This is a genomic window from Clostridium sp. AF21-20LB, assembly GCF_003478795.1.
GTDB classification, from domain to species: domain Bacteria; phylum Bacillota; class Clostridia; order Lachnospirales; family Lachnospiraceae; genus Otoolea; species Otoolea fessa.
Map to the genome: position 1 here is coordinate 60,690 of NZ_QUGD01000007.1, position 22,432 is coordinate 83,121.

Consider the following 22,432-nt stretch of genomic DNA (forward strand, 5'->3'; position numbering starts at 1 on the left):
CTTCAGGTTGGAATCAAAATCGTAGAAGGTCATGTATGTTAGTGGGGGATTTCCATAAATGTACATGACCTTTGGACTCTGTATTTGATGATGTAGGAGGAACTCTCAAAATGGGTAAATATTTTGGAACAGACGGATTCCGCGGCGAGGCAAATGTGACGCTGACCGTGGAGGACGCCTATAAAGTAGGTCGTTTCCTGGGCTGGTACTATGGACAGAAGACGAAAGCAGATCGCTGCCGGGTCGTGATCGGCAAGGATACGAGACGCAGCAGCTATATGTTTGAGTATTCGCTGGTATCGGGACTGACCGCTTCCGGCGCAGATGTCTATCTGCTTCACGTGACAACTACTCCGAGTGTATCGTATGTTGTACGCACCGAGGAGTTTGACTGCGGTATCATGATCTCCGCAAGCCACAATCCATACTATGACAACGGAATCAAGGTCATCAATGGACGCGGCGAGAAACTGGAGGAGGAGACGATCGAGAAGATTGAGTCGTATCTGGATGGCGAGATGGGCGAAATTCCATTTGCCAAGCGCGATGCGATCGGACGCACCGTTGACTATGCGGCGGGACGCAACCGCTATATCGGTTATCTGATTTCCCTGGCAACACGGTCTTTCAAAAATATGCGGGTAGGTCTTGACTGTGCAAACGGAAGCGCTTCCGCGATTGCGAAAAACGTATTCGACGCACTGGGCGCGGAGACACATGTCATCAACAACACGCCGGATGGTCTGAATATCAATACAAATTGCGGTTCCACCCACATCGAGGGACTGCAGAAATATGTGGTTGAAAATCATCTGGATGTTGGATTTGCTTATGATGGAGATGCGGACCGCTGCCTGGCAGTGGACAGTGAGGGCAAGCTGGTAGATGGCGACAAGATCCTCTATGTATGTGGAAAATACATGAAAGAACAGGGCACGCTGGTCAACAATACGGTTGTCACCACGGTTATGTCGAACTTCGGTCTTTATAAGGCATTTGAGCGCGAGGGTATTTCTTATGAGAAGACGGCGGTTGGCGATAAGTATGTCTATGAAAATATGTCCCAGAACGGTCACTGCCTGGGAGGCGAGCAGTCGGGCCATATCATTTTCAGCAAGCACGCGACGACCGGAGATGGCATTTTAACATCATTAAAGCTGATGGAAGTGATTCTGGAGAAGAAAGAGACACTTGCAAAGCTGGCTGATGAGGTGCAGATTTATCCTCAGGTTCTGAAAAATGTCAGAGTCAAGGATAAAGAGGCGGCGCAGGCAGACCGCGACGTGCAGGCGGAGGTTCAGAAGGTATCGGATGCCTTGGGCGATACCGGTCGAATCTTAGTTCGTCCGAGTGGTACGGAGCCGCTGATCCGCGTGATGGTCGAGGCACCGACGGATGAAATCTGCGGAAAATATGTAGCACAGGTTGTAGAAATGATAGAAAAAAAGGGACTGGCAGAGTAAGACATGAGAGAGCAGCTGACAGAAAGTGATGTAAAGAAGATTCAGGAAGAGATCGACCATCGGAAGCTGGTGGTCCGCAAAGAGGCGATCGAGGCGGTCAAGGAGGCGCGCGCACAGGGTGACTTGAGCGAAAACTTCGAATATTATGCTGCTAAGAAGGATAAGAACCGGAATGAAAGCCGTATTCGCTATCTGGAAAATATGCTGAAGCACGCTAAGATCGTATCGGAAGAATCCCGCCCGGATGAGGTCGGAATGAATGATACGGTTACCCTGTATTTTGAGGATGACGACGAGGAAGAAGTATACCGTCTGGTAACGAGCATCCGGGGCAATTCCCTGGAAAACCGGATCAGCATCGAGTCGCCGCTCGGAAAAGCGATCGAAGGACACCATGTGGGTGATCAGGTGGAAGTGAAGGTCAACGATAAGAGCAGCTATGTGGTGGAGATCCGGAAGATCGAGAAAACGGGAGAAGAGGATTCGGATCGGATTCGTAGTTATTAGTCGCAATACAAAGGAGAGTTTTGATTACTATGAAATTTGAAGAATTATGTGATGCACGTTATTCACTTCGTAAATTTGACAGCCGTCCGGTTGAGGCAGAAAAATTACAGAAAGTGCTGGAGGCGGGACGCAAAGCCCCGACGGCACATAACTTACAGCCACAGCGCTTTTTCGTGATGCAGAGTGAGGAGGCTCTGGCGAAAGCGGATGCATGTACGGCGTGTCATTTTCATTCGCCGGTTGTGATTGTAGCAGCCTATGATCCAGAGATTTCCTGGAAAAGGGAAGAGGACGGGAAAAATCATGGAGAGATCGATGTGACATTGGCGGTTTCCCAGATGATGCTGCAGGCAGCAGAACTGGGACTGGGAACAACGTATGTTGGTATGTTTAATCCAGAAAAATTGCTGGAGCAGTTCCCAGAGATGAAGGGATTACAGCCGACGGCCTATCTGCCGCTTGGATATCCGGCAGAGACAGCTCATCCGTCCAGGCTGCATGCAGATCGCAAGCCGCTAGAAGAGCTGGCAGTATTTCTGTAAAATATAGACAATCCGTAACTGTTCAGTACCTTCACAGTCACGCGCAAAAATCCATTAAAAATTGCCTGCGGCAATGGGATTTTTGCCTGCTGGCCCATGTTTTCGTACGGTCAGCGCAGTAAATGCGCAGACCTACTGAACAGTTACGACAATCCTTTATTTACCATAATCCTTAATTGATGCAGTCTGTTTCCTGAAAAGCTGGGAGGCAGAAACGCCGCAAGCGACCGCGCTCGGCGCGAGAATGTGACAGGGCACCTTCTTTTTTATGGACTCTATGTCAATAATTGGTGTGGGACTCGTTAGAATCCCGTCCTATTACTGACTTTAGAGTCTTTTTTTATTTCATAGGAAATTGCGTCCTATGAAACAAAAAACGCTCCGCGAGGATGCGCACTCGCGCGAAGCAGAAACATGTCGCAAGCGACCGCGCTCGGCGCGAGAATGTGGCAAGGCACATTCTTTTTCATGCTGATTCCAACATATGGGGAAATATCATTACTGTTCACGCATACGTGCCCAGTAACGAAGCATCCACAGAATATGTAACGATATATCTTGCAATCCAGGTGCATTTAAAAGTATAATAAAAAAATATGAAGAGAAGCATGAAACGATGTAAGATGAGAAAAGGAAATGGTATGTTATTAAGAGAATATTTAAAAGAATGGACCAAAGAAGACTTATTAAATGAAGCAAGAAGCTACGAGTTAAAGAACTGTTCCCGGCTTAAAAAGGATGACCTGATTGACCGAATTGTAGAATATTTAACGACGGAAGAGGCACTCCGGGGCAGACTTTCATGCCTGACGAAAGAGCAGATGGTGCTTTTTTGCAAAGCCTGTACCGAGCCACAGAAAATTTCTGCAGAAGAGATTATGGATGGAATGCAGTTATATAAATACGTACTTGGAAGTTTTGAGGAAGTGAGTGACTGCTTTACTGTCTTTGAAGAGATTGCACAGGGTTTTAGCGGGATTGACGATGAGGCATTCCGGGCGGTTCAGAGCAAAAAAGGCTGGCTGATGAAGTGTATCAGCTTCTTTATCGATTATTATGAGATTGCGCCGCTGGAAATTTTGTATGAACTGTACAAATTGAAGGTGAAAGGCACGATCGAAGAAATGATCGGGATGCTGGAGGAAATGCCGGAGGACATCACAGAATCCTGCATTTTCCCGATGGAGAAACTGGGAATGCAGGACCTGCCGAAAGAGAATCCGCTTTATTCCGAGAGGGGCTTGTATGTACATCTTCCAGTTTTTGAGGGGGATGGATTCACTGCTTTGTTGAAACAGCAGCAGAATAAAAAATTCTATATTCCGTCTGCACAGCAGTTGGATGAAATCTGTCAGAAAGGGTATGAGGCAGGTGCGCTGGCTTATAAGGAGCTGGAGTCCTATTTCATAAAAAAATTGGATGTGCCGTATGAGAAAGCGGCTAGATGGTGCTTTGAGACGTGGACCAGCAGTTATGAAGGAAAATCACCGGCAGAACTGATGAATAAGATGCATGAAGAAGGGATTGTCTTCCAGAGCGAGCAGCAGATGGGCGAATTTTTAAGACTTCTCATGGATGCGTTCAACAATACGAGAACAAAAGAAAACCGCGGAAATAAACCGTGGGAATTAAGTGAGAGAGGTATGATCGGCGGCATGCCGGCGATGGTGCCGGAAATGTCCCAGCCAGCACCGGTAACTGCGAAAAAGGTGGAGAAGATTTATCCGAATGATCCGTGTCCTTGCGGATCTGGGAAGAAATATAAGAAGTGTTGTGGAAGAAATTAATACTCAGAGGTGAAATGAAAAATGCAGCAAGAGAGGAAAGAAATATCTGGCAAAGCTAATACGATCGCTGGTTTTTCCATCCCTCTGTATCTAGGCATCCTGGCGCTGGTGGTGGTCTGTATGTATATGGACTGTCTTCCGGCAGGCTTGGTCGGCGGCATGATTGCGCTGATGGTGCTGGGCGAGGGACTCAATTTTTTAGGAAATCATACACCGGTTGTGAAAACGTACCTGGGCGGCTCGGTCATCTGTATTCTGGGTGCGGCGGTCATCCAGGCGCTGGGGCTGATTCCGGAGCAGACGCATGAGATTCTGGACAATTTTGTCAACAAAGAAGGATTTCTGGTCTTCTATATCTCAGCGCTGATCACAGGAAGTCTTTTCAATATCGACCGCGGGCTTCTGATCCGTGCAACGGTGAAACTGCTTCCGACAGCTGTCATATCGCTGGCAGTCGGCGTGATACTTTCAGGTCTGCTCGGTATGGTGATGGGGGATAGTTTTCTGGAAGGCATCCTGTATATCGGTATTCCGATGACGAGCGGCGGCATGACGGCGGGAGCAGTGCCTCTGTCGGCAATGTATTCGTCGGTTCTGGGGACGGACGCCGGACAGATCCTGACGCGGATCGCACCGGCGACGGTGCTGGGAAATTGTGTGGCGATCATTTTTGGCGGTTTAGCCAATAATATCGGCGAGCGAAAGCCATCCCTGACCGGAAATGGCTGCCTTGTCAATGACGGTCACGAAGTGAAGAAACAGCCTCCGATGAAACCGACCTTCGCACTCTTATGTACGGGGCTTATCATTTCAATGGCATTTTATGAACTGGGGGCGCTCTGCCATCATTTTATTTCGATTGTACCGACGTATGCGTGGATGATTGTAGCAGTTGTGATTGTGAAGGGAACGGGAATCCTTTCAGAGCGCCTGGAGGACGCGGCGAGAGAGTGGGGACAGTTCGCGATCCACAGCTGGACAGCGGCGGCGCTGACCGGAATCGGGGCGACGCTGATTGATTTAAAGACGATTTTACACACGATCACTCCATTTTATCTGCTCAGTGTCGTGCTGATTGTCGGGGCGATCACACTGACCGCCGGATTGATCGGCATCAAGATGGGATTTTATCCGCTGGAATCATCGATCGCAGCGGGGATGTGTACGACGAACATGGGCGGTTCCGGAAATGTGGCGGTGCTCAGCAGTTCAAAACGGATGGAACTGCTTCCATTTGCACAGATTGTGACGCGTTCCTGCGGAGCACTGATGCTGACGATCGGGGGCGTGCTGATACAGCTGCTGGCGAGGTAAAAAAGAATTGTGATTGACAGAGAAATGTGTCTGATAGAGGGAAAATAAGTGAAAACAGGGGAATAGAGAAATAGGGAAAAGCTGGGAGGTAGGTCTTATGAACATATTCATTGCGATCATGCTTGTATTTGCGGCAGCCGGGCTTTTGGATGAGATACTGGGAGGAAAGCTGGGGCTGATGCCGAACTTTGAAAAGGGGCTTGCCACGATGGGCGGTCTGGCGATGTCTACGGTCGGATTTTATGCGATCGGAGTTACATATGTGCAGACGCACGCGGAAGCGATTGCGGAGGCGGCAAAGCATATGCCATTTGATCCGGCGCTCATTCCAAGCTGCCTTCTGGCGCCGGATATGGGAGCGCTTGGCATGGCACAGAAGCTGGCGGCGACACCGGCGCTGGCGGCATTTACCGGTGCGATGGTAGCTGGCAGTCTGGGTATGACGGTCGGATACCAGCTGCCGGTCTTTCTGGCAGCTGTTCGAAAAGATGAAATAGGAGAGCTGATGCGGGGATTCATCTTCGGTCTGATTGCCATACCGTCTGGTCTGGCGGTCGGAGGTCTGATGCTGGGTCTGCCTGTCCGTCAGCTCTTTTTTAATATGATCCCGGTGCTGGTGCTGTGCGTGGTGCTGATTGCGGCATTTGTGCTGGTTCCGGAGCTGACGATGAAGATCATGATTTTCATCGGAAATGCGATCCGTATTTTTAGTTTTTTCCTGTTTGGTGTGGCAGTCTTCGGAATTTTTATGCCGAAGTATGCGGTTGTCGAGAATGCTCTGATTGAGGAAATGCTTTTTATGGTACTCCGTATGGTCATCGCAGCGTGCGGCGGTCTGGTGCTGTCGCAGGTGGCGTTAAAACGTCTCCAAAAGCCGATCCAGCGCATCGGGGCGATCCTGGGTATCAATGAGGAGGCAGTTGTCGGACTGTTCCTTTCCTTTATACAGAGCCTTGCGATGCTGCCATTGTTTTCCAAGATGGATAGGCGCGGAAAAGTATTAAATGCCGCTTTCTCTGTGGCAGGTGCCTATGTGGTAGGCGGTCAGATGACCTTCGTAGCGTCCCTGCTACCGGGAAACTGGGTAACAGCCTATATGATCAGCAAGGTGCTGTCAGGCGGACTGGCAGTTGCCCTGGCGTTTATCTCAGCTGAGAAGATTCCCGCATTAGGTGGCGAGTAATAGCAAATTTGACTAAAATTATCTAAGAAGGTCAAAAATGTTAGCAGAGTAGAGCTGGACAGGAAGTACAGTAAGGAATCGGATATTGCGATAAGAATGGGAAGATAGATAGAAAAAGAAAGAAATAAGAAAGCCCCGGCAGTTTCGCTGCCGGGGCTTTCCGCCCTTTTGGGGCTATATCATTTTCATAGAAGGCATTAATATGTTGCAATGAAGATTTTTAGAGTTGTCAAACTGCTGCGAGCAATTAACAGCAGCCACAGCCTCCGAAACTCTGCTCGGTTCTCTCAATGATCTCGTTCTGAAGCGGTTTATCCAGGTTACGGAAGTAGTCACTGTATCCGGCTACGCGGACGATCAGTTCCTTGTATTCCTCCGGGTTCTTCTGAGCTTCGATCAGAGTCTGGCGGTCGATAACGTTAAACTGCATATGATGTCCGTTCATAGCAAAGTAGGAACGAATCAGAGCAGCCAGGTTGTCAATACCCTTCTCGCCTGCGATAGCAGCCGGAGTAAACTTCTGGTTCAGCAGAGTACCGCCGGTTTCACAGTGGTTCATCTTGGAGCAGGATTTAACAACTGCGGTCGGTCCGTTGATATCAGCACCCTTCTCAGGAGAGATACCCTCAGACAGAGGATTATGAGCCAGACGGCCGTTCGGAGTAGCGATCATAACATCACCGAAGTATACGTGGCAGGTGGTCGGAAGCATATCTACATGATATACACCGCCTCTGGTGGTCGGTCTGCCGGTAATATAATCTTTGTACTCATTGAATACACTTACCATGATGTCATCTGCATAATCATCATCGTTGCCGTATTTCGGAGTTTTATTCTTAACCAGGTTCAGAATGTCCTCATGGCCCTTGAAATCGTCGTTCATAGCGTCGATGAGTTCTTTCATGGTAAACTTCTGATTGTCAAATACGTTGAACTTGATAGCGGAGAGTGCATCGGAAATAGTGCCGATACCAACACCCTGGATGTAGCTTGTGTTGTATCTCGGGCCGCCTGCGTTGTAGTCTTTACCTTTCTTGATACAGTCATCGGTACAGATGGAAAGGAACGGAGCCGGCATCATCTGAGAGTAGATTCTCTCGATAACCAGGTTGCCGCGCATCTTAACATCGATGATGTACTCAAGCTGTGTCTTGAATGCGTTCCACAGTTCGTCATAGGATTTGAAGTCTTCTGCCTTGCCGGTGTGCGGTCCGATCTGTTTTTTGAACATTACATCGTAGCCATCATACAGAGCGAGCTGTAAGCACTTAGGGATGTTTAAGTAACCGGTCAGCCAGTAAGCCTCGGTTCCCCATGCACCGGTCTCAACACATCCGGAGCATCCTGCGTTTCTGGCGTCAACCAGAGATTTGCCCTGATTTACCAGCTCCTGAATCAGCTCATCGGTATTGTAGAATGCCGGCTGACCCCAACCCTGACGAGCGATCTCGCAAGCTCTCTTTAAGAACTTATCCGGAGTAACCTTGGAAATCTGTACGTTGGAGTTTGGCTGGTTCTGTCTCATATCTTCCATACAGTCAAGGATTAAGTAAGAAACAGCGTTAACTGCGTCTGTACCATCTTCCTTCACACCGCCGGAGTTGATATTTGCGAAGTCTACGTATGTACCGGACTCTTTTAAGGTTACGCCAACCTTAACCGGAGCCGGAGAGTTGAACAGTTTAACCCAGAGACACTCAAGAAGCTCAAGAGCTCTGGTATCATCCAGAGTACCTGCAGCGGTATCTTTCTCATAGAACGGAATCAGATGCTGATCCAGACGGCCCGGTGTAAATGCATCCCACGGGTTTAACTCGGTTGTAACGCCAAGGTGTGTAAACCAGTACATCTGAAGTGCCTGCCAGTAGGTCTCCGGTTTGTGCTCCGGAACAACGGCACAGTTAGCTGCAATCTGCTCAAGCTCTGCTTTTCTGACCGGATCCTTCTCCTCAGCAGCCTTCTCAAGAGCCAGATCATGATATCTCTTACCTAAGATAATGATAGCATCGCAGCAGATATCCATAGCGCGAAGCTCCTGCTCTTTGTCATAAGCTTCCGGATCATTGAAGTAGTCAAGATCTTTGATAGCCTGCGCGATCTCTTTCTTGTAATCGCCGTAGCCCTTGATGTAGAAGTTCTTGCCGCCGGCTGTATGGCCCGGTCCACGCTGCTCCATGAACTCGGTAAACATACCAACCTCATAGCAGTCTCTCCATTCCTGGGTCATAGCTTTTAAGAGATGCTCTCTGACTGCACGATTCTTCCAGTACGGAATGATCTCCTCTTCCTGAAGCTTCAGATCGTCTTCGGTAACAGTGAAGTTAACCAGTTTACGATCATTCATGATGTGCATATCTTCGATGGTGTGACAGCACAGCTCCGGGAAAGTCGGTGAACACTGCGGGTCCTTGCCCTTCTCACCAACTAACAGCTCATCATCGCCTAAGTAAAGAGTTTTTCTGGAGAAGTACTCTTTCAGAACGAGAGCTCTTAAAACCGGTACAGATACGGAACCTTCGTACTCTTTGTAAACATCGGTTTCAATTTTTGCTCTTTCCAGATCCAGATGCGGCTGGGTGGAATGGCTGATTCTTCTCAGTCTTTTAATTCTCTCGGTACATCCGCGGTCGTTGTCTTTTAACAGACCTTCTGGTGTGTTGATTACGAATGAAGTATCAATTTTCTCTGCCATTTAAATCATCCTCCTATATTGACTTTGTTGAATCCCTGTTCTTCGAACATGGACTTAAAGTGTTCCATAAGCTCGGACACCGGTACGCTCATCTCATCATCATGGTACTCCATGTCGAGGCTGGCGTATTTACCCTTTCCGATGTCATGATAAGGTAAAAGGTTTACCTGACGTGCGTGAATATTATTTTCCTTCAGGAAATGGATGACACTTTCAATGTGTTCATCGGTTGCGTTGACCTGCTGGATAATCGGAAGCCGGATGTAAAGACCAGCGCCCTCATCACTTAATTTCTTTAAGTTCTCAAGAATCAGTGAATTGTCAACGCCGATATATTTCTTGTGGTCTTCCGGATCCATCACCTTGATGTCGTAGAGAAAAACATCTACGTAAGGAAGAATCCGCTTCAGATTCTTATAATCTGTGTAGCCGCTGGTGTCGATGAAAATGCTGACACCGTTCTCGTGGAGCTTGCGACAGACTTCTTCCACATAGTCCATATGCTGGGAAGCCATAACCTCGCCGCCGGAGAGTGTTACACCGCCGCCGGACTGCTCATAGAAGATTTTGTCCTTCATCGCTTCCTTGACAAGTGCATCTACCGTGTATTCCTTACCGGCCAACTCCCGGGCCTCTGTGATGCACCAGTCGGTACAGACGCCGCAGGCGGTACACTTGGAACGGTCAAATACAATCTTGCCGTCTACGATGGAATTGGCTCCCTGTTTACATTTTGCAACGCATCGGCCGCAGGTGGTACATTTGTGCTGATGAAAAATCAGTTCCTTATAATAATGCTGACTCTCCGGGTTGTGGCACCACATGCAGCGTAAGGGACATCCCTTGAAGAAGATCGTGGTGCGGACACCATCGCCGTCGTGCGTTGAAAATTTCTGGATGTTAAATATGTAAGGAGTTTCTGCCATTCTTTCCCCCTCCTTTGCAAAAAAACTAGACTGTGTTCTAGTTCTGAGTCTATAATACTACAACCATCTCAAGAATACAAGAGTAAATTGAAAAAAATGTATTAATTTAATTTTTAACAGACGAATCTGAAAAATAATCATCCGATCACGCTGAAACAAGCGGAGTGCGGAATGACTATAAAAGAAAATTAATATAACATATAAGATACCATAGAAAAATGGGGCTTACAATCGGCAAAAATGAGGATATTATGCGTGAAAAGAAAGTGAAAATTGTAGAAAAGATAAAATGGTTTGAATATTCATAATATATAAAACAAAAACAAAAAAATTAAGCACAGTTAAAAGAGCATCGCACAAATATGAAAAGGGAAAATCAAGATAGAAGTGAAAAAAGACTAAAAATCCAGAATAACAGTAGAAAAGAGCAGTAGAAAACAAAAAACAAAATAAATAAGAAGCTTGAAAAAATGAAAAAATTTCGCTCATGTGAAAGTTGCCCGGTTGACAAGAGGAATTTTGACATGGTATAGTAAAAATGTATAAGGATGTTTCGGGAAGTATTAGAAGAACCCGGACAGCAGAAGCCAGGAAAACTATATTTCGAGCTGAAAAACCTAACACAGTATATTGTCAGGGTTTACAGCCAATGGGTATCAGGGGAAACTCGGATGCCTCCCGCATTTGGAAAGAAATGCATTGGAAAGAGAAGTAGGACCTGCTGCTTATTAGGAAGAAAGGCAGCTGGTAAAAGGCGGCGCATCCTCTGCCAGAGTCTCGTTCCGATGAAATGTTTTTCAGCGTATTCTTAAACAAAAGAAGGGAGAAGAACAATTTCATGAAGAAGACAAACAGAATCATTGCATTGGCAATGGCGGCCATGACAGCATTGTCTATGACAGCCTGCTCCGGAAGCGCAAAAGAGACAACGGAGGCGGAAAGCGCCGCAGAGACAACCGCAGAGGCTGCTGAGGAAAGCAGTGCAGAGGAGACCAAGGAAGCATCCGGAGAGACGCTTCTGATGGCAACGACGACCAGTACCGATAATACGGGGCTTCTGGATTACTTAAAGCCAATCTTTTTAGAGGATACAGGTATTGACTTACAGTGGACGGCAGTAGGAACCGGTGATGCGATTCAGAAAGCAAAAGATGGCGAAGTCGATGTGATACTGGTTCATTCCAAAGCAAAAGAAGAAGAATTCGTGGAGAGCGGCTACGGTGTAGAACGCTTTCAGGTTATGTATAATGATTTCGTGATCGTAGGACCGAAGGATGGTCCGATTGCAAAGACGGATGATATCAACGCTGCATTTAAACAGATCATGGACGAGCAGCTGACATTTGTGTCCCGTGGAGATAACTCCGGTACCCATAACAAGGAGACCGGAATCTGGGAGAAGCTGGGAATTACAGATTACGAGAGCAATCCAAATTATGTATCGGCAGGCGCTGGAATGGCTGATACACTGGCGATGGCAGATGAAAAAGGCGGCTACTGCCTGTCTGACCGCGGTACCTGGCTTGCCAAGAAGGCAGATTTCCCGGATATGGATATTGTATGTGAAGGCAGCAAGGAACTTTTAAACCAGTACGGCGTTATCGCAGTAAATCCGGAGAAATATCCGGATGTTAACAACGAGGCGGCGAATACGTTTATCAAGTGGATCTGTTCTCCGGAAATCCAGACGCTGATCGGTGAATACGGCGTAAAGGAGTACGGCGAGCCGTTATTCTTCCCGAATGCAGAGCAGAAATAGAATACTGCCGGATGATATGCGGCAGTGCTGGGATTAGCGTATTTAAACGAATAAAGCAGGCAGTTGAACCTTGCAGAATTTATAATGTATAAACAGGAAACCGGAGAAGGGAGGATGCACTTTTTCCGGTTTTTCTGTCATTAAGAATTGAAAAAATGAGAACACCTGCAGAATATAAGGTGTTTCAGTGAATATGCTGGGAGAAAAAATATGGGAAACCTGTTTTCAAAATTTTTTGGTACGGTCGGAGTGATAGATTCTATCCGGGTAACGCTGGTGATGTCTTTCTGGTCAACCTTGATTGCGTCAATGCTTGGAATTTTTCTGGGACTTGTGCTGGAGCAGATGAAATTCCCAGGAAAAAAGCTGGTAGTCCGCGTGAACCGGACCTTGATGGGAGCACCTCCGGTCGTCATCGGACTGCTCACATATATGCTTTTGAGAAAAAAAGGTCCGTTTGGGGCGCTTCGATGGGTATTTACGATCAAAGGAATGGTGGCAGCCCAGGTTCTGATCATCACTCCGATCGTCTGTGGAATGGTGTATTCATATGCGGTCCGCACGGCACCTTCGATCCGGGCATTTGCCAGGACGATGGGAGCTGACCGGCATCAGACCGCGCGGCTTCTGCTGCGTGAAATGAAAAATGAAATTTATTTTGCGGTTGTGTCTGGATATGGGCGTTCCATCAGTGAGGTTGGGGCGGTCTTTCTGGTAGGTGGAAATATAAAAAACAGCACCCGGACAATGACAACTGCGATTTCAACCCTGAAAGGTGCAGGCGATTATTATGAAGGGGTATTTTTGGGAGTGATCCTGATGCTTCTGGCATTTGCGGTACAGACATTGGCAGAACATTTCAGACAGGAGGAGACACCGGATGAAAATCTCTAAGCTGCAAAAGAAGATAGGTCAGTTTACGCTTCAAATCGAGGAACTGTATTTGGAGAGCGGGAAGGTTCATGGTCTGATAGGAACCAATGGCTGCGGAAAAACAACACTTTCCAAGCTGATACAGGGGATATTGGTTCCAGATGGCGGGAGGATTGATTATGAGGGACTGACACCCCGGGATATCACGATGACAACACAGAGACCGTATCTTTTGCATGATACGGTGTATCAGAACCTGATCTATCCGCTGAAAATACGGGGAATCCGCCCAGATGAGGCGAAGATGGATGCCTGGCTGGAACGATGTGGGCTTCTGCAGAAAAAAAATCAGTATGCCCGTTCCCTGAGCAGCGGGGAACAGCAGAAATTATCATTTATCAGGGCTCTGGTATTTGACCCTGCGTTTGTGATTGTTGATGAGACACTTTCCAACCTGGATCCTGACAGTACAGAATTGTTTGAACAGCTGATGCGGGAGCAGCAGACGAAAAATAAGATGACATGGCTGCTAATCAGCCATCAGCTGGTGCATGTCCGCAAGATTTGTGACCAGGTACATTTTATGGAACAGGGGAATGTTCTGGTGTCTGGAACACCGGAAGAAATCCTTCTTCACCCCTCTCACCCGTCCATACGCCGATATCTGGCAGATACAGAGGTTTCATATCGCGAAAATGAAAAAAGTTCAGAAATATGAATAAAAATGCGAGATGATTGCGCTGGATGTGAAAAAAATGGAAAGAGTTTTGCTTGGGATGATTGACACAGTTTGTGAAAATGTGGTATAATTTCTGGTAGAAAATCATGAGAAAGAGAATTGTCGCACGAGAGCGGCAGTTATACAGAGTTGATTTCGAGCTTTTCTGCCTAAGCTGTGAACCGATTCACAGGATGGAAGAAAAGCCAATGGGTATCCGGGGAAACGCGGGTGCCTCCCCGCATCAGACGATGCATTGGAAAGGAATAGCTCTCGGATGACCGGGATGAAGACCCGGAAGTTCTGGAAAAGAGCAGTAAATTCCGCCAGCCCAAGCAAAGCCTGATGTAGATAAGTGAATATCAGCAGAAAGCCGTAAGAGGCAGACTGCATCATCAGGAACGGATACAGAGAGCGGAATGTTTTCTGTATTCGTTTTTTTGTTTCATTCGGAGAGGCGGCCTATGAATCAAAAGCACTTCGCGTGGATGCGTACCTTCGCGAAGAAGAATCATGCCGCAAGGGAGGAATTATGAAGTTATTGAAAGTTGATACGCTGGCGCAGGCGCGGGAACGTCTGCTTGAAGCGGCAAAAGAGTGCCTGCCGGAGACGGAGCGGGTTGCGCTTGCAGATGCGTCTGGCTGTATTTTAGCAGAAGATATTGTCTCTGGGGAAATGATTCCTGCATTCCGCCGTTCCAGTGTAGATGGGTATGCAGTCTGTTCAAAGGACACGGCGGGCGCAACAGAAAGTATCCCGGTTTTTCTGAAGGTGCTGGAAGAAGTAGAGATAGGACATCCGGCGGTATCAAAGATTGAACCGGGCACCTGTGCCTATGTGCCGACCGGCGGCATGGTTCCGGAAGGGGCAGATGCCATGGTGATGGTAGAATACAGTGAACGGTTCGGAACAGATGAGGTTGCCCTGTATGAAAATGTTCCGTATGGGAAATGCATCGTGCTTCCGGGAGAAGATGTAAAAACCGGGGATATAGTCCTTAAAGCGGGAACCCGGATTGGCCCGGCGCAGGCGGGAACATTGGCAGCGCTTGGCGTGGTTCAGGTTCCGGTTTTTAAACCGTGGAAGGTGGCAGTTCTATCGACGGGCGACGAACTGGTCAGGATCGATCAGGTTCCTGGACCGGGACAGGTGCGGGATATTAATACATGGGCGCTGTCCTGTTATGTGAAGAAGACAGGTCTGGAGCTTGTTTCGGCAGAGGCGGTGAGGGATGAAGAGGTACTTTTAGAGGAGAAAATCAGGGAGGCGGTCAAAGCATGTGATTTGATTCTGATCTCCGGAGGAAGTTCCCAGGGAAAGAAAGATATGACTATGGAGATATTAAACCGCATCTCCAAGGAGGGAGTATTTACCCATGGGCTGGCACTGAAACCGGGAAAACCGACGATTCTGGGATATGATAAAGAGAAACATACGTTGTTAGGAGGACTTCCCGGGCATCCGGCAGCAGCGCTTGCCGTTTTCCACTTATTATTTGTGTGGCTCTGGAAGCAGGTAACCGGTCAGCCAGATCAACCTCCGCTAGAAGCCTTTATGACAACGAACCTGGCGGGGGCACCCGGAAAAACAACCTGCCTGCTGGTAAAGCTTCAAATGGCTCCGCAGGGGCTGGAGGCAGAACCGGTATTTGGAAAATCAGGCTTGATTTCGACGATGGCAGAGGCAGACGGCTACGTTCTGATTGATATGAATCAGGAGGGACTGAAGAAGGGTGAGCAGGTGAAGGTATACCGTTTTTAAAATGAATTGCTTCCAGAAGGGCGACGGAGAATAAAGGATCGGCAGAGCCTGGTGGAAACAGAATAGAGGCAGAGATGGGAAAGAGAAATTTATATCTGAATAATACACCGGTGGAGGAGGCAAAAGCCCTTTACCAGAAAGCACTGGGGGAATTATTAAGACCCAAGGCAGAATGGATTCCTGTGACGGAAAGTCTGCACCGGATTACAAAAGAGGCAGTCTATGCGAAATATTGTTCTCCGCTTTACAATGCGGCGGCGATGGATGGAATCGCGGTTGAGGCAGAGAAAACAAAAGGAGCATCGGAGCGGAAACCACTTACCCTATATCCAGGTACAGATTTTACAGTGGTGGATACGGGCGATCCGATTCACGCACCATGCGATGCAGTTATCATGGCGGAGGATCTGCTGGAGCAGGAAGACGGATCGGTGCAGATTACGGATGCAGCTGCATCATGGCAGCATGTGCGCCCGATCGGAGAAGATATCGTAGCGGGTGAGATGCTGATGCCCGGTTATCATGAGATACGCCCGATTGATATAGGTGTTCTCCTGTCTGGCGGAATTACAGAGATTGAGGTATTGAAAAAGCCGTCGGTAGCGATTTTTCCGACGGGAACCGAAATCATAGAGCCGGGACAGGAACCCAAGGATGGGGACATCATCGAATCAAATTCGAGAGTGTTTGAGGCACTGGTAACGGAACATGGCGGTGCGCCCCATCGTTTTCCGCCGATTGCGGATGAGTATGAAACATTGAAAGTAAAGGTGGCAGAGGCAGTTGAAAAATATGACATGGTGATTGTCAATGCCGGCTCCAGTGCAGGAACCGAAGATTTTACGGTTCATGTACTTCGGGAATTGGGGGAGGTTCTGGTACACGGGGTGGCAATCAAGCCGGGAAAACCGGTAATATTGGCGATTGTCAATGGAAAACCGGTGATCGGACTTCCGGGATATCCGGTATCCGCCTATATCAACTTTGAAAATTTTGTGATTCCTGTGCTGCAGAAACTGGCAGGACGTACAGAAACAGCCGGCACGACGGTGCGGGCTGTCATATCTAAACGCCTTGTATCATCCCTGAAACATAAAGAGTATGTGCGGGTGAAAGTAGGAGAAGTGGGCGACAAGCTCGTCGCTTCTCCACTGGCGCGCGGGGCGGGAGCAGCGATGAGCCTGGTGCGGGCAGACGGGTTCTGTGTGATTCCTCAGAACAGCGAGGGAGTCGAGGCGGGAGATACCGTTGACGTAGAGCTATACCGTTCCCTGGAGGAAATTGGAAGTACGGCAGTGGCAATCGGAAGCCATGATCTGATTCTGGATGTGATGGCAGATTTGCTGCCGTGTATGTACCCGGGTAATTACCTTTCCAGTACGCATGTAGGCAGTATGGGCGGTTTAATGGCATTAAAGCGGGGAGAAGCGCATCTGGCTCCGACCCACCTGCTGGATGAAGAGACAGGAGAATATAATATTGCGATCCTGAAAAAACTGTTTGCGGGTGAAAAAATGGCACTTGTCAAGGGTGTTGAGCGAATTCAGGGAATTATCGTAAAAAAAGGAAATCCGCTTGGAATCCATGAAATTGAAGATCTACGTGGTTTGAATTATGTCAACCGACAGAGAGGAGCGGGGACAAGAGTCCTTTTTGATTATAAGCTGAAGGAAGCCGGTATTTCACCGGAAGAGATTCACGGATATGACAGAGAGGCGGCAACGCATATGGCAGTGGCGGCTGCCGTGTCCGGCGGCGATGCAGACGCGGGCATGGGAATCCAGTCAGCAGCCAGGGCAATGGGACTTGATTTTATTGAGATTGGACGGGAAGAGTATGACTTTGCGATTCCGGTCAGGTTTCTGGATTTTCCACCGGTGCAGCATTTTCTGGAGGTATTGAAAAGCCGGGAGTTTGCAGAGAGAGTAGAGAAGCTCGGTGGTTATGGGCTGGCAAGAACCGGAGAAATTTTATATTTATAAAAGAGGGGATTAGATGGGAGCAGTTGTGTGCGAATTATATGTGTTCCGGCAGAGGGGACAGCCGGGAGAAGCCGTGGAGAGCGCCTGGTTCCGAAGGGGGATCGGAATGGAGGGTGACCGGCATGCAGCGGGAGGTGAAAGGCAGACTTCGCTGCTGGCGGGAGAAACCCGGGACTGGATGGAGAAGCAGACAGAACCGGGACTCTGCTTCCGCCGCTACAAGGCAAACCTGATAACGGAGGGAATCGATACCACCCAGTTAAATACGGGGGATCTTCTGGCGGCGGGAGGGGCGGTGTTCCGCGTCTCCGGGTATGGAAAAAAGTGTTTTCCAGAGTGTATTTACCATGAAAAAGGAGTTTTCTGCCGCCTTTCGGCAGGAGCCATATTTTTGGAAGTGATTCGGGACGGATATGTATCTGTTTCGGATGAAATAATGAAATTAGGCAAAAAGGAGGAACTGTGATGAGACGATTAGAGAAAGATGAATCACTCTGCATTGGCTGCCACCAGTGCGAAGAAGCCTGTTCGAAGGCATTTTACAAGGTTTCGGATCCAATGAAATCCTGCATCCGCATTACCGACAAGGAGGATGGAAGCCATCATATTGCTGTGTGCACACAGTGTGGAAAATGTTCTGAAGTGTGCAATACAGGTGTGATTACGGAGGATGCGAGAGGCGTTTACCGGCTGAATAAGAAAGAATGTGCCGGCTGTCTGATGTGCGTTGGATTCTGTCCGGAGAATGTTATGGTACAGTGTGATGATTATCTGGAGCCGTCCAAATGTACGGCGTGCGGATTGTGCGTAAAAGCATGTCCGACCGGAGCGATCCGTCTGGTAGAAGAGTAAAAGGAGGAGAAAGGCATGATTAAAATGTGTGATCTTCCGCGTTATGCGGACGCAGATATGGAAGAAATCAAAAAAATGAAAGAGGCCCACACGGTTCTCAATCAGGTTACATATGAGCCAAAGCCGCTGTATCATGGATATACGGATAAGCGTCTTCGAATCAATGTGACAGATAACACCATCGATATGATCGACATTCCTCAGGAGGTCAAAGAAAAATTTACCGGCGGCAAAGGTTATTGCCTGCGTTATCTGTGGGATGCAACGAATCCGGATACAAAGTGGAACTCTCCGGAAAATGCCATTACCATGTCGGCAGGACCGATTGCCGGAATTACGCAGTACGGCGGTACTGGAAAATGCCTGGTATGCAGCATTTCACCGATGACAGATATCCCGATTGATTCAAACGTTGGCGGATATTTTGGCCCATTTTTAAAATTCTCCGGATTTGATGTGATCGAACTGACTGGAAAAGCGGAGGAAGACGTGATTATTGTCATCGATGGCAATAAGGGAACCGTTTCAATTGAAAAAGCACCGTTAGAGCATAAAGATGCACATGTACTGGGAGAAGAGCTGACAACCATGTATGCGGAGGATGACAATGATCGCAAAAACGTGGCGGTCGTATGCTCAGGTTCAGCGGCGGATCATTGCAACCTCTCTATGTTGAATTTTACATTCTATGATCCGAAAAGAAATGTAGTCCGCTTAAAACAGGCTGGACGTGGTGGTATCGGACGTGTCTTTGCGGACAAGCACATTAAAGCGCTGGTATGCCATTTTAAAGGCGTAAAAGCAAATCTGAACCATGTATATGATATCAGTATCCTGAACCGGGATGGTCTGAAATTCCATCGTGAGGTGGCGACACAGGATGACAAACAGAATTCAATGCGTAAATCCGGAACGGCATACTCCCTGCGTATCATGAGCGATTATGATATTCTGCCGACGCGCAATTATAAATATGGCGGAACGGATAAGATCGATGAGATGGCACCGGAGGTATGGAGAAATAAATGGCTGACCCAGGGCGGAGCGGACGGATGTTGGTATGGATGTTCGATGGCGTGTGCTAAAACAGCCGATCAGTTTGAATTAAAGACAGGTCCGTATAAGGGACATAAAGTATGTGTGGATGGTCCGGAGTATGAGACAGCAGCCGGTGTTGGTCCGAACTGCGGCGTAACCGATCCGCAGGTAATCCTGGAAGTGAATTTCTACTGTGATACATATGGCATTGATACGATTTCCTTTGGCACCATGACTGCCTTCCTGATGGAATGCTATGAAAATGGTATCCTGAATAAGGAGAGAACCGGCGGTCTGGAGCTTGTATGGGGCAATGCAGAGGCGGAGCTGGAGCTGCTGCACCAGATGGCGCGAAACGAAGGCTTTGGCAAGATTGCGGCACTGGGAAGCCACAAGCAGAAAGAGTATTTTGCAGCGCAGGGCTGGGGCGATATGGATTTCATGAATGATATTGCGATGGAACAGAAGGGACTTGAATATTCAGAGTATGCTTCCAAAGAATCCCTGGCGCAGCAGGGCGGCTATGGTCTGACCAATAAGGGACCGCAGCATGATGAGGCATGGCTGATTTTCATGGATCAGGTAAATAACCAGATCCCTACCTTTGAGGATAAGGCGGAGGCGCTGTATTACTATCCGATGTTTAGAACCTGGTTTGGTCTTCTGGGACTTTGCAAGCTGCCGTGGAATGATATTGTACCGGCTGACAACAGCCTGACCGATGAACCGGCGAAGGTACCGGAGCACGTAGATAACTATCTGGATCTTTATTATGGTGTTACTGGGGTCAAGATTGATAGGGATGAGATGATTAAAATGTCCGAGCGTGTCTACAATTTCCAGCGTGTTTTCAACATTCGTCTGGGCAAGGGACTGCGTGCGAACGACGCGATTCCATACCGCTCCCAGGGACCGGTTACGGAAGAAGAATATCTGTCTCGTCAGGAACGTTACGATGGTCAGCTGGTAGAGCTGGTTGGTTTTACAAAAGAAGAAGTCGAAAAAATGTCCTTAAAGGAAAAGATGGATGCGACCAGAAAGTACAGAGAAGGGGAATATGAGAAGCTGATTGATGCGGTATATCCGAAGCGCGGCTGGAATTTAAACGGCGTTCCGACAATTGCACACCTGAAAGAGCTTGGCATGGATCTTCCGGAGCTTTTGGAAGTAGTTGAGCCGCTTCAGTAAGACTATTCATTAATACGTTGCAGAAGGGAAGTGGATATAATGGTACTGAATAACCGTCCATATCCGGACTGGCATGAAGGACTGACAATCAGGGGTGTGATGGAACACATGAAATTTACCTGGCCCAAGCTGGTCGTGAAGGTAAATGGACAGCTGGTCTGGCCAGAAGACTATGATAAAGTAACACTTGAAGAAGCAGATGATTTGAAGATTTATCATTTACTGGGGGGCGGTTGATTCAGAAAGGAGACGCTGGTTTGGAGATAGACAAAGAACGCTATAAAAGAAATATTCTCCTGCCGGAGGTAGGAGAAGAAGGACAGAAAAAGCTGGCGGAAAGCCGGGTGCTGGTAGTCGGGGCGGGGGGACTTGGATCTCCCGTCAGCCTCTATCTGGCAGCAGCAGGAGTCGGTACGATCGGGATTGCTGATTTTGACCGGGTGGATGTCAGCAATCTGCAGCGGCAAATCCTTTACCGGGAACAGGACATTGGAAAGGCAAAAGCAGAACTGGCGGCGGAGCAGCTTCAGAGCCGGAACCATTCGGTGCAGGTAGAATTATACCCAGAGGGGATTACAGCTGAAAATGCAGAAGAAATTCTTGCAAAGTTTGATGTGATTGTGGATGCTTCGGATAATTTTCCAACCCGCTATCTGCTGAGTGACACATGTATGAAGCTGGGAAAGCCGGATGTATATGGAGCTATCTGTGAATTTGCGGGACAGGTTACCGTGTTCGCATCGGACGGACCATGTCTGCGCTGTCTCTGTCCGGAGGCAGAGGACCCATCCGGAAACCCGAATTCGGCTGCTTATGGTGTGCTTGGCGTGATTCCCGGCATGATCGGGTGTATGCAGGCGGCAGAAGTATTGAAGCTTCTTTTGGGCAAGGGAGAGCCGCTGATTGGAAAAATGCTGTTCATTGATGCCAAAACGTGGTCCACGGATCTGATAGAAGTTCCGGTTCATCCCCAGTGCAGCTGCCATGCACATACTGAACTTCACCGGACGTGAAAATGGTATTAAAAATAGACACTATGAACAATCTCTTTACTTCACAGGAAAAGAATGATAAAATAAATTAAATTGTCGAAAGCAGATGAGGAAGATTATCCACTCTGCTTTCGGCTGGATTCAGGTAAACAAAAAGGTAAATTAGATAACCAGGAATGTTTCCCTGAAATTACGATTATTGAGAAGTTAAGAGGTAAAAGGTAAATGGCGAAGGGTAATAACACAAAAGCAAAAATTGCCCGTGTTGCATGGAAATTGTTTCATGAGAAGGGATATGAGGAGACGACGATCGATGAGATTATCCTGCAGTCTGGAACATCAAAGGGAAGCTTCTATCATTATTATAGTGGAAAGGATGAGCTTCTGGCATCTCTCCCAGAGATCTTTGATGCAAAGTATGAAGAGGTAATGCAGGCGCTGGATCCGGAGATGGACAGCTTTGACAAGCTTATGACGCTCTGCTTCAGTGTACATGATCTGATAGAGTCGGATATCCCGGTAGGGCTTCTGGCGTCACTCTATTCCTCACAGGTGGTGACAAAGGGGGATAAGCATCTTTTAAACCAGAACCGTTTTTACTATAAGATGGTAAATCAGCTGGTCGATGAGGGGCAGCGCCGGGGGCAGATTACCCGCAGTATGCCATATTACGAGATTGCACATATGTATGCACTCTGCGAGAGGGCAATCATCTATGATTACTGCATTTCAGACGGTGGCTATGCGCTTGGAGAGTATACAAGAAAGACAATGCCTCTGCTGTTCGGCGGAGTGCGTGTAAAGCAGGAAGTCAAATAAAAAAGCAGACGGAAAATGCTTCTTAGGGGTAT

Annotated in this window: 19 protein-coding genes and 2 riboswitches; of the genes, 17 read left to right on the plus strand and 2 right to left on the minus strand. The window is 48.0% G+C overall.

All coding sequences use genetic code 11. The features are described 5' to 3' along the window. Window positions 1-110 precede the first annotated feature (110 nt). The 6 genes from glmM to DWX76_RS05715 all read left to right on the plus strand — a co-directional run bounded on the left by glmM (window position 111) and on the right by DWX76_RS05715 (window position 6,796). Window positions 111-1,463, plus strand: a complete 1,353-nt coding sequence (gene glmM / locus DWX76_RS05690) for a phosphoglucosamine mutase (RefSeq protein WP_107001396.1) — start codon at window positions 111-113, stop codon at window positions 1,461-1,463. 3 nt (window positions 1,464-1,466) lie between these two features. After that, window positions 1,467-1,970 (plus strand): transcription elongation factor GreA, encoded by a 504-nt coding sequence (gene greA / locus DWX76_RS05695; protein WP_022360596.1) that lies wholly within the window; start codon window positions 1,467-1,469, stop codon window positions 1,968-1,970. Between the two features lie 29 nt (window positions 1,971-1,999). Then, the gene (locus tag DWX76_RS05700; protein WP_117796070.1) at window positions 2,000-2,512 is read left to right on the plus strand and encodes a nitroreductase family protein; all 513 of its coding nucleotides are present in this window, start codon (window positions 2,000-2,002) and stop codon (window positions 2,510-2,512) included. A gap of 641 nt (window positions 2,513-3,153) precedes the next feature. Continuing rightward, window positions 3,154-4,299, plus strand: coding sequence for an SEC-C metal-binding domain-containing protein (locus DWX76_RS05705; protein WP_182429740.1), 1,146 nt, complete (start codon window positions 3,154-3,156; stop codon window positions 4,297-4,299). 21 nt (window positions 4,300-4,320) lie between these two features. Beyond that, window positions 4,321-5,613 carry a 2-hydroxycarboxylate transporter family protein gene (locus DWX76_RS05710; RefSeq protein WP_118523293.1) on the plus strand — a complete coding sequence of 431 codons (1,293 nt, stop codon included), beginning with the start codon at window positions 4,321-4,323 and terminating at the stop codon, window positions 5,611-5,613. 97 nt (window positions 5,614-5,710) lie between these two features. Then, window positions 5,711-6,796: an ethanolamine utilization protein EutH gene (locus DWX76_RS05715; RefSeq protein ID WP_118570270.1), complete on the plus strand. Its 1,086-nt coding sequence runs from the start codon at window positions 5,711-5,713 to the stop codon at window positions 6,794-6,796. Between the two features lie 247 nt (window positions 6,797-7,043). Here the strand turns inward: DWX76_RS05715 and hypD are convergent, their stop codons facing one another. Both hypD and DWX76_RS05725 read right to left on the minus strand, forming a co-directional pair. After that, window positions 7,044-9,491: a trans-4-hydroxy-L-proline dehydratase gene (gene hypD, locus DWX76_RS05720; RefSeq protein ID WP_107001401.1), complete on the minus strand. Its 2,448-nt coding sequence runs from the start codon at window positions 9,489-9,491 to the stop codon at window positions 7,044-7,046. 5 nt (window positions 9,492-9,496) lie between these two features. After that, a complete protein-coding gene (locus DWX76_RS05725; RefSeq protein WP_118468393.1) occupies window positions 9,497-10,417 on the minus strand; it encodes a trans-4-hydroxy-L-proline dehydratase activase in 921 nt (306 codons plus the stop codon). Between the two features lie 589 nt (window positions 10,418-11,006). Beyond that, window positions 11,007-11,128, plus strand: a riboswitch (molybdenum cofactor riboswitch). A gap of 127 nt (window positions 11,129-11,255) precedes the next feature. Between DWX76_RS05725 and DWX76_RS05730 the strand changes: the two genes are divergently transcribed. From DWX76_RS05730 to DWX76_RS05780, 11 genes are all read left to right on the plus strand, one after another. After that, the gene (locus DWX76_RS05730) at window positions 11,256-12,176 is read left to right on the plus strand and encodes a substrate-binding domain-containing protein (protein WP_022360332.1); all 921 of its coding nucleotides are present in this window, start codon (window positions 11,256-11,258) and stop codon (window positions 12,174-12,176) included. 210 nt (window positions 12,177-12,386) lie between these two features. Then, on the plus strand, window positions 12,387-13,070 hold the full coding sequence (locus tag DWX76_RS05735) for an ABC transporter permease (RefSeq protein ID WP_118570271.1): 684 nt from the start codon (window positions 12,387-12,389) through the stop codon (window positions 13,068-13,070). After that, a complete protein-coding gene (locus DWX76_RS05740) occupies window positions 13,057-13,767 on the plus strand; it encodes an ATP-binding cassette domain-containing protein (RefSeq protein ID WP_118570272.1) in 711 nt (236 codons plus the stop codon). The genes DWX76_RS05735 and DWX76_RS05740 overlap by 14 nt, the downstream gene beginning before the upstream one ends. Window positions 13,768-13,909: 142 nt before the next feature. Further along, window positions 13,910-14,050, plus strand: a riboswitch (molybdenum cofactor riboswitch). 249 nt (window positions 14,051-14,299) lie between these two features. Further along, window positions 14,300-15,529, plus strand: a complete 1,230-nt coding sequence (glp, locus tag DWX76_RS05745) for a gephyrin-like molybdotransferase Glp (RefSeq protein ID WP_118570273.1) — start codon at window positions 14,300-14,302, stop codon at window positions 15,527-15,529. Between the two features lie 74 nt (window positions 15,530-15,603). Next, complete coding sequence (locus DWX76_RS05750; protein WP_118570274.1) at window positions 15,604-17,511, plus strand: molybdopterin biosynthesis protein; 1,908 nt, start codon at window positions 15,604-15,606, stop codon at window positions 17,509-17,511. 13 nt (window positions 17,512-17,524) lie between these two features. After that, entirely contained in the window at window positions 17,525-17,977 is a 453-nt protein-coding gene (locus DWX76_RS05755) for an MOSC domain-containing protein (protein ID WP_118570275.1), read from the plus strand. Continuing rightward, window positions 17,977-18,363: a 4Fe-4S binding protein gene (locus DWX76_RS05760; protein ID WP_022360326.1), complete on the plus strand. Its 387-nt coding sequence runs from the start codon at window positions 17,977-17,979 to the stop codon at window positions 18,361-18,363. The genes DWX76_RS05755 and DWX76_RS05760 overlap by 1 nt, the downstream gene beginning before the upstream one ends. Window positions 18,364-18,378: 15 nt before the next feature. Then, a complete protein-coding gene (locus DWX76_RS05765) occupies window positions 18,379-20,589 on the plus strand; it encodes an aldehyde ferredoxin oxidoreductase C-terminal domain-containing protein (RefSeq protein ID WP_207664892.1) in 2,211 nt (736 codons plus the stop codon). A gap of 39 nt (window positions 20,590-20,628) precedes the next feature. Next, a complete protein-coding gene (gene thiS, locus DWX76_RS05770) occupies window positions 20,629-20,826 on the plus strand; it encodes a sulfur carrier protein ThiS (RefSeq protein WP_022360324.1) in 198 nt (65 codons plus the stop codon). A 20-nt stretch (window positions 20,827-20,846) separates the two neighbouring features. After that, a complete protein-coding gene (locus DWX76_RS05775; protein WP_118652044.1) occupies window positions 20,847-21,602 on the plus strand; it encodes a HesA/MoeB/ThiF family protein in 756 nt (251 codons plus the stop codon). A 204-nt stretch (window positions 21,603-21,806) separates the two neighbouring features. Then, window positions 21,807-22,400 carry a TetR/AcrR family transcriptional regulator gene (locus tag DWX76_RS05780; RefSeq protein WP_107001407.1) on the plus strand — a complete coding sequence of 198 codons (594 nt, stop codon included), beginning with the start codon at window positions 21,807-21,809 and terminating at the stop codon, window positions 22,398-22,400. Window positions 22,401-22,432: the final 32 nt, after the last annotated feature.

Coding starts and splice junctions, on each gene's coding strand:
- DWX76_RS05760 (WP_022360326.1), top strand. CDS start 17,977: ATGAGACGATTAGAGAAAGATGAATCACTCTGCATTGGCTGCCACCAG.
- DWX76_RS05705 (WP_182429740.1), top strand. CDS start 3,154: ATGTTATTAAGAGAATATTTAAAAGAATGGACCAAAGAAGACTTATTA.
- thiS (WP_022360324.1), top strand. CDS start 20,629: ATGGTACTGAATAACCGTCCATATCCGGACTGGCATGAAGGACTGACA.
- DWX76_RS05755 (WP_118570275.1), top strand. CDS start 17,525: ATGGGAGCAGTTGTGTGCGAATTATATGTGTTCCGGCAGAGGGGACAG.
- hypD (WP_107001401.1), bottom strand. CDS start 9,491: ATGGCAGAGAAAATTGATACTTCATTCGTAATCAACACACCAGAAGGT.
- DWX76_RS05700 (WP_117796070.1), top strand. CDS start 2,000: ATGAAATTTGAAGAATTATGTGATGCACGTTATTCACTTCGTAAATTT.
- DWX76_RS05740 (WP_118570272.1), top strand. CDS start 13,057: ATGAAAATCTCTAAGCTGCAAAAGAAGATAGGTCAGTTTACGCTTCAA.
- DWX76_RS05730 (WP_022360332.1), top strand. CDS start 11,256: ATGAAGAAGACAAACAGAATCATTGCATTGGCAATGGCGGCCATGACA.
- DWX76_RS05750 (WP_118570274.1), top strand. CDS start 15,604: ATGGGAAAGAGAAATTTATATCTGAATAATACACCGGTGGAGGAGGCA.
- glmM (WP_107001396.1), top strand. CDS start 111: ATGGGTAAATATTTTGGAACAGACGGATTCCGCGGCGAGGCAAATGTG.
- glp (WP_118570273.1), top strand. CDS start 14,300: ATGAAGTTATTGAAAGTTGATACGCTGGCGCAGGCGCGGGAACGTCTG.
- DWX76_RS05765 (WP_207664892.1), top strand. CDS start 18,379: ATGATTAAAATGTGTGATCTTCCGCGTTATGCGGACGCAGATATGGAA.
- DWX76_RS05725 (WP_118468393.1), bottom strand. CDS start 10,417: ATGGCAGAAACTCCTTACATATTTAACATCCAGAAATTTTCAACGCAC.
- DWX76_RS05780 (WP_107001407.1), top strand. CDS start 21,807: ATGGCGAAGGGTAATAACACAAAAGCAAAAATTGCCCGTGTTGCATGG.
- DWX76_RS05715 (WP_118570270.1), top strand. CDS start 5,711: ATGAACATATTCATTGCGATCATGCTTGTATTTGCGGCAGCCGGGCTT.
- DWX76_RS05735 (WP_118570271.1), top strand. CDS start 12,387: ATGGGAAACCTGTTTTCAAAATTTTTTGGTACGGTCGGAGTGATAGAT.
- DWX76_RS05710 (WP_118523293.1), top strand. CDS start 4,321: ATGCAGCAAGAGAGGAAAGAAATATCTGGCAAAGCTAATACGATCGCT.
- greA (WP_022360596.1), top strand. CDS start 1,467: ATGAGAGAGCAGCTGACAGAAAGTGATGTAAAGAAGATTCAGGAAGAG.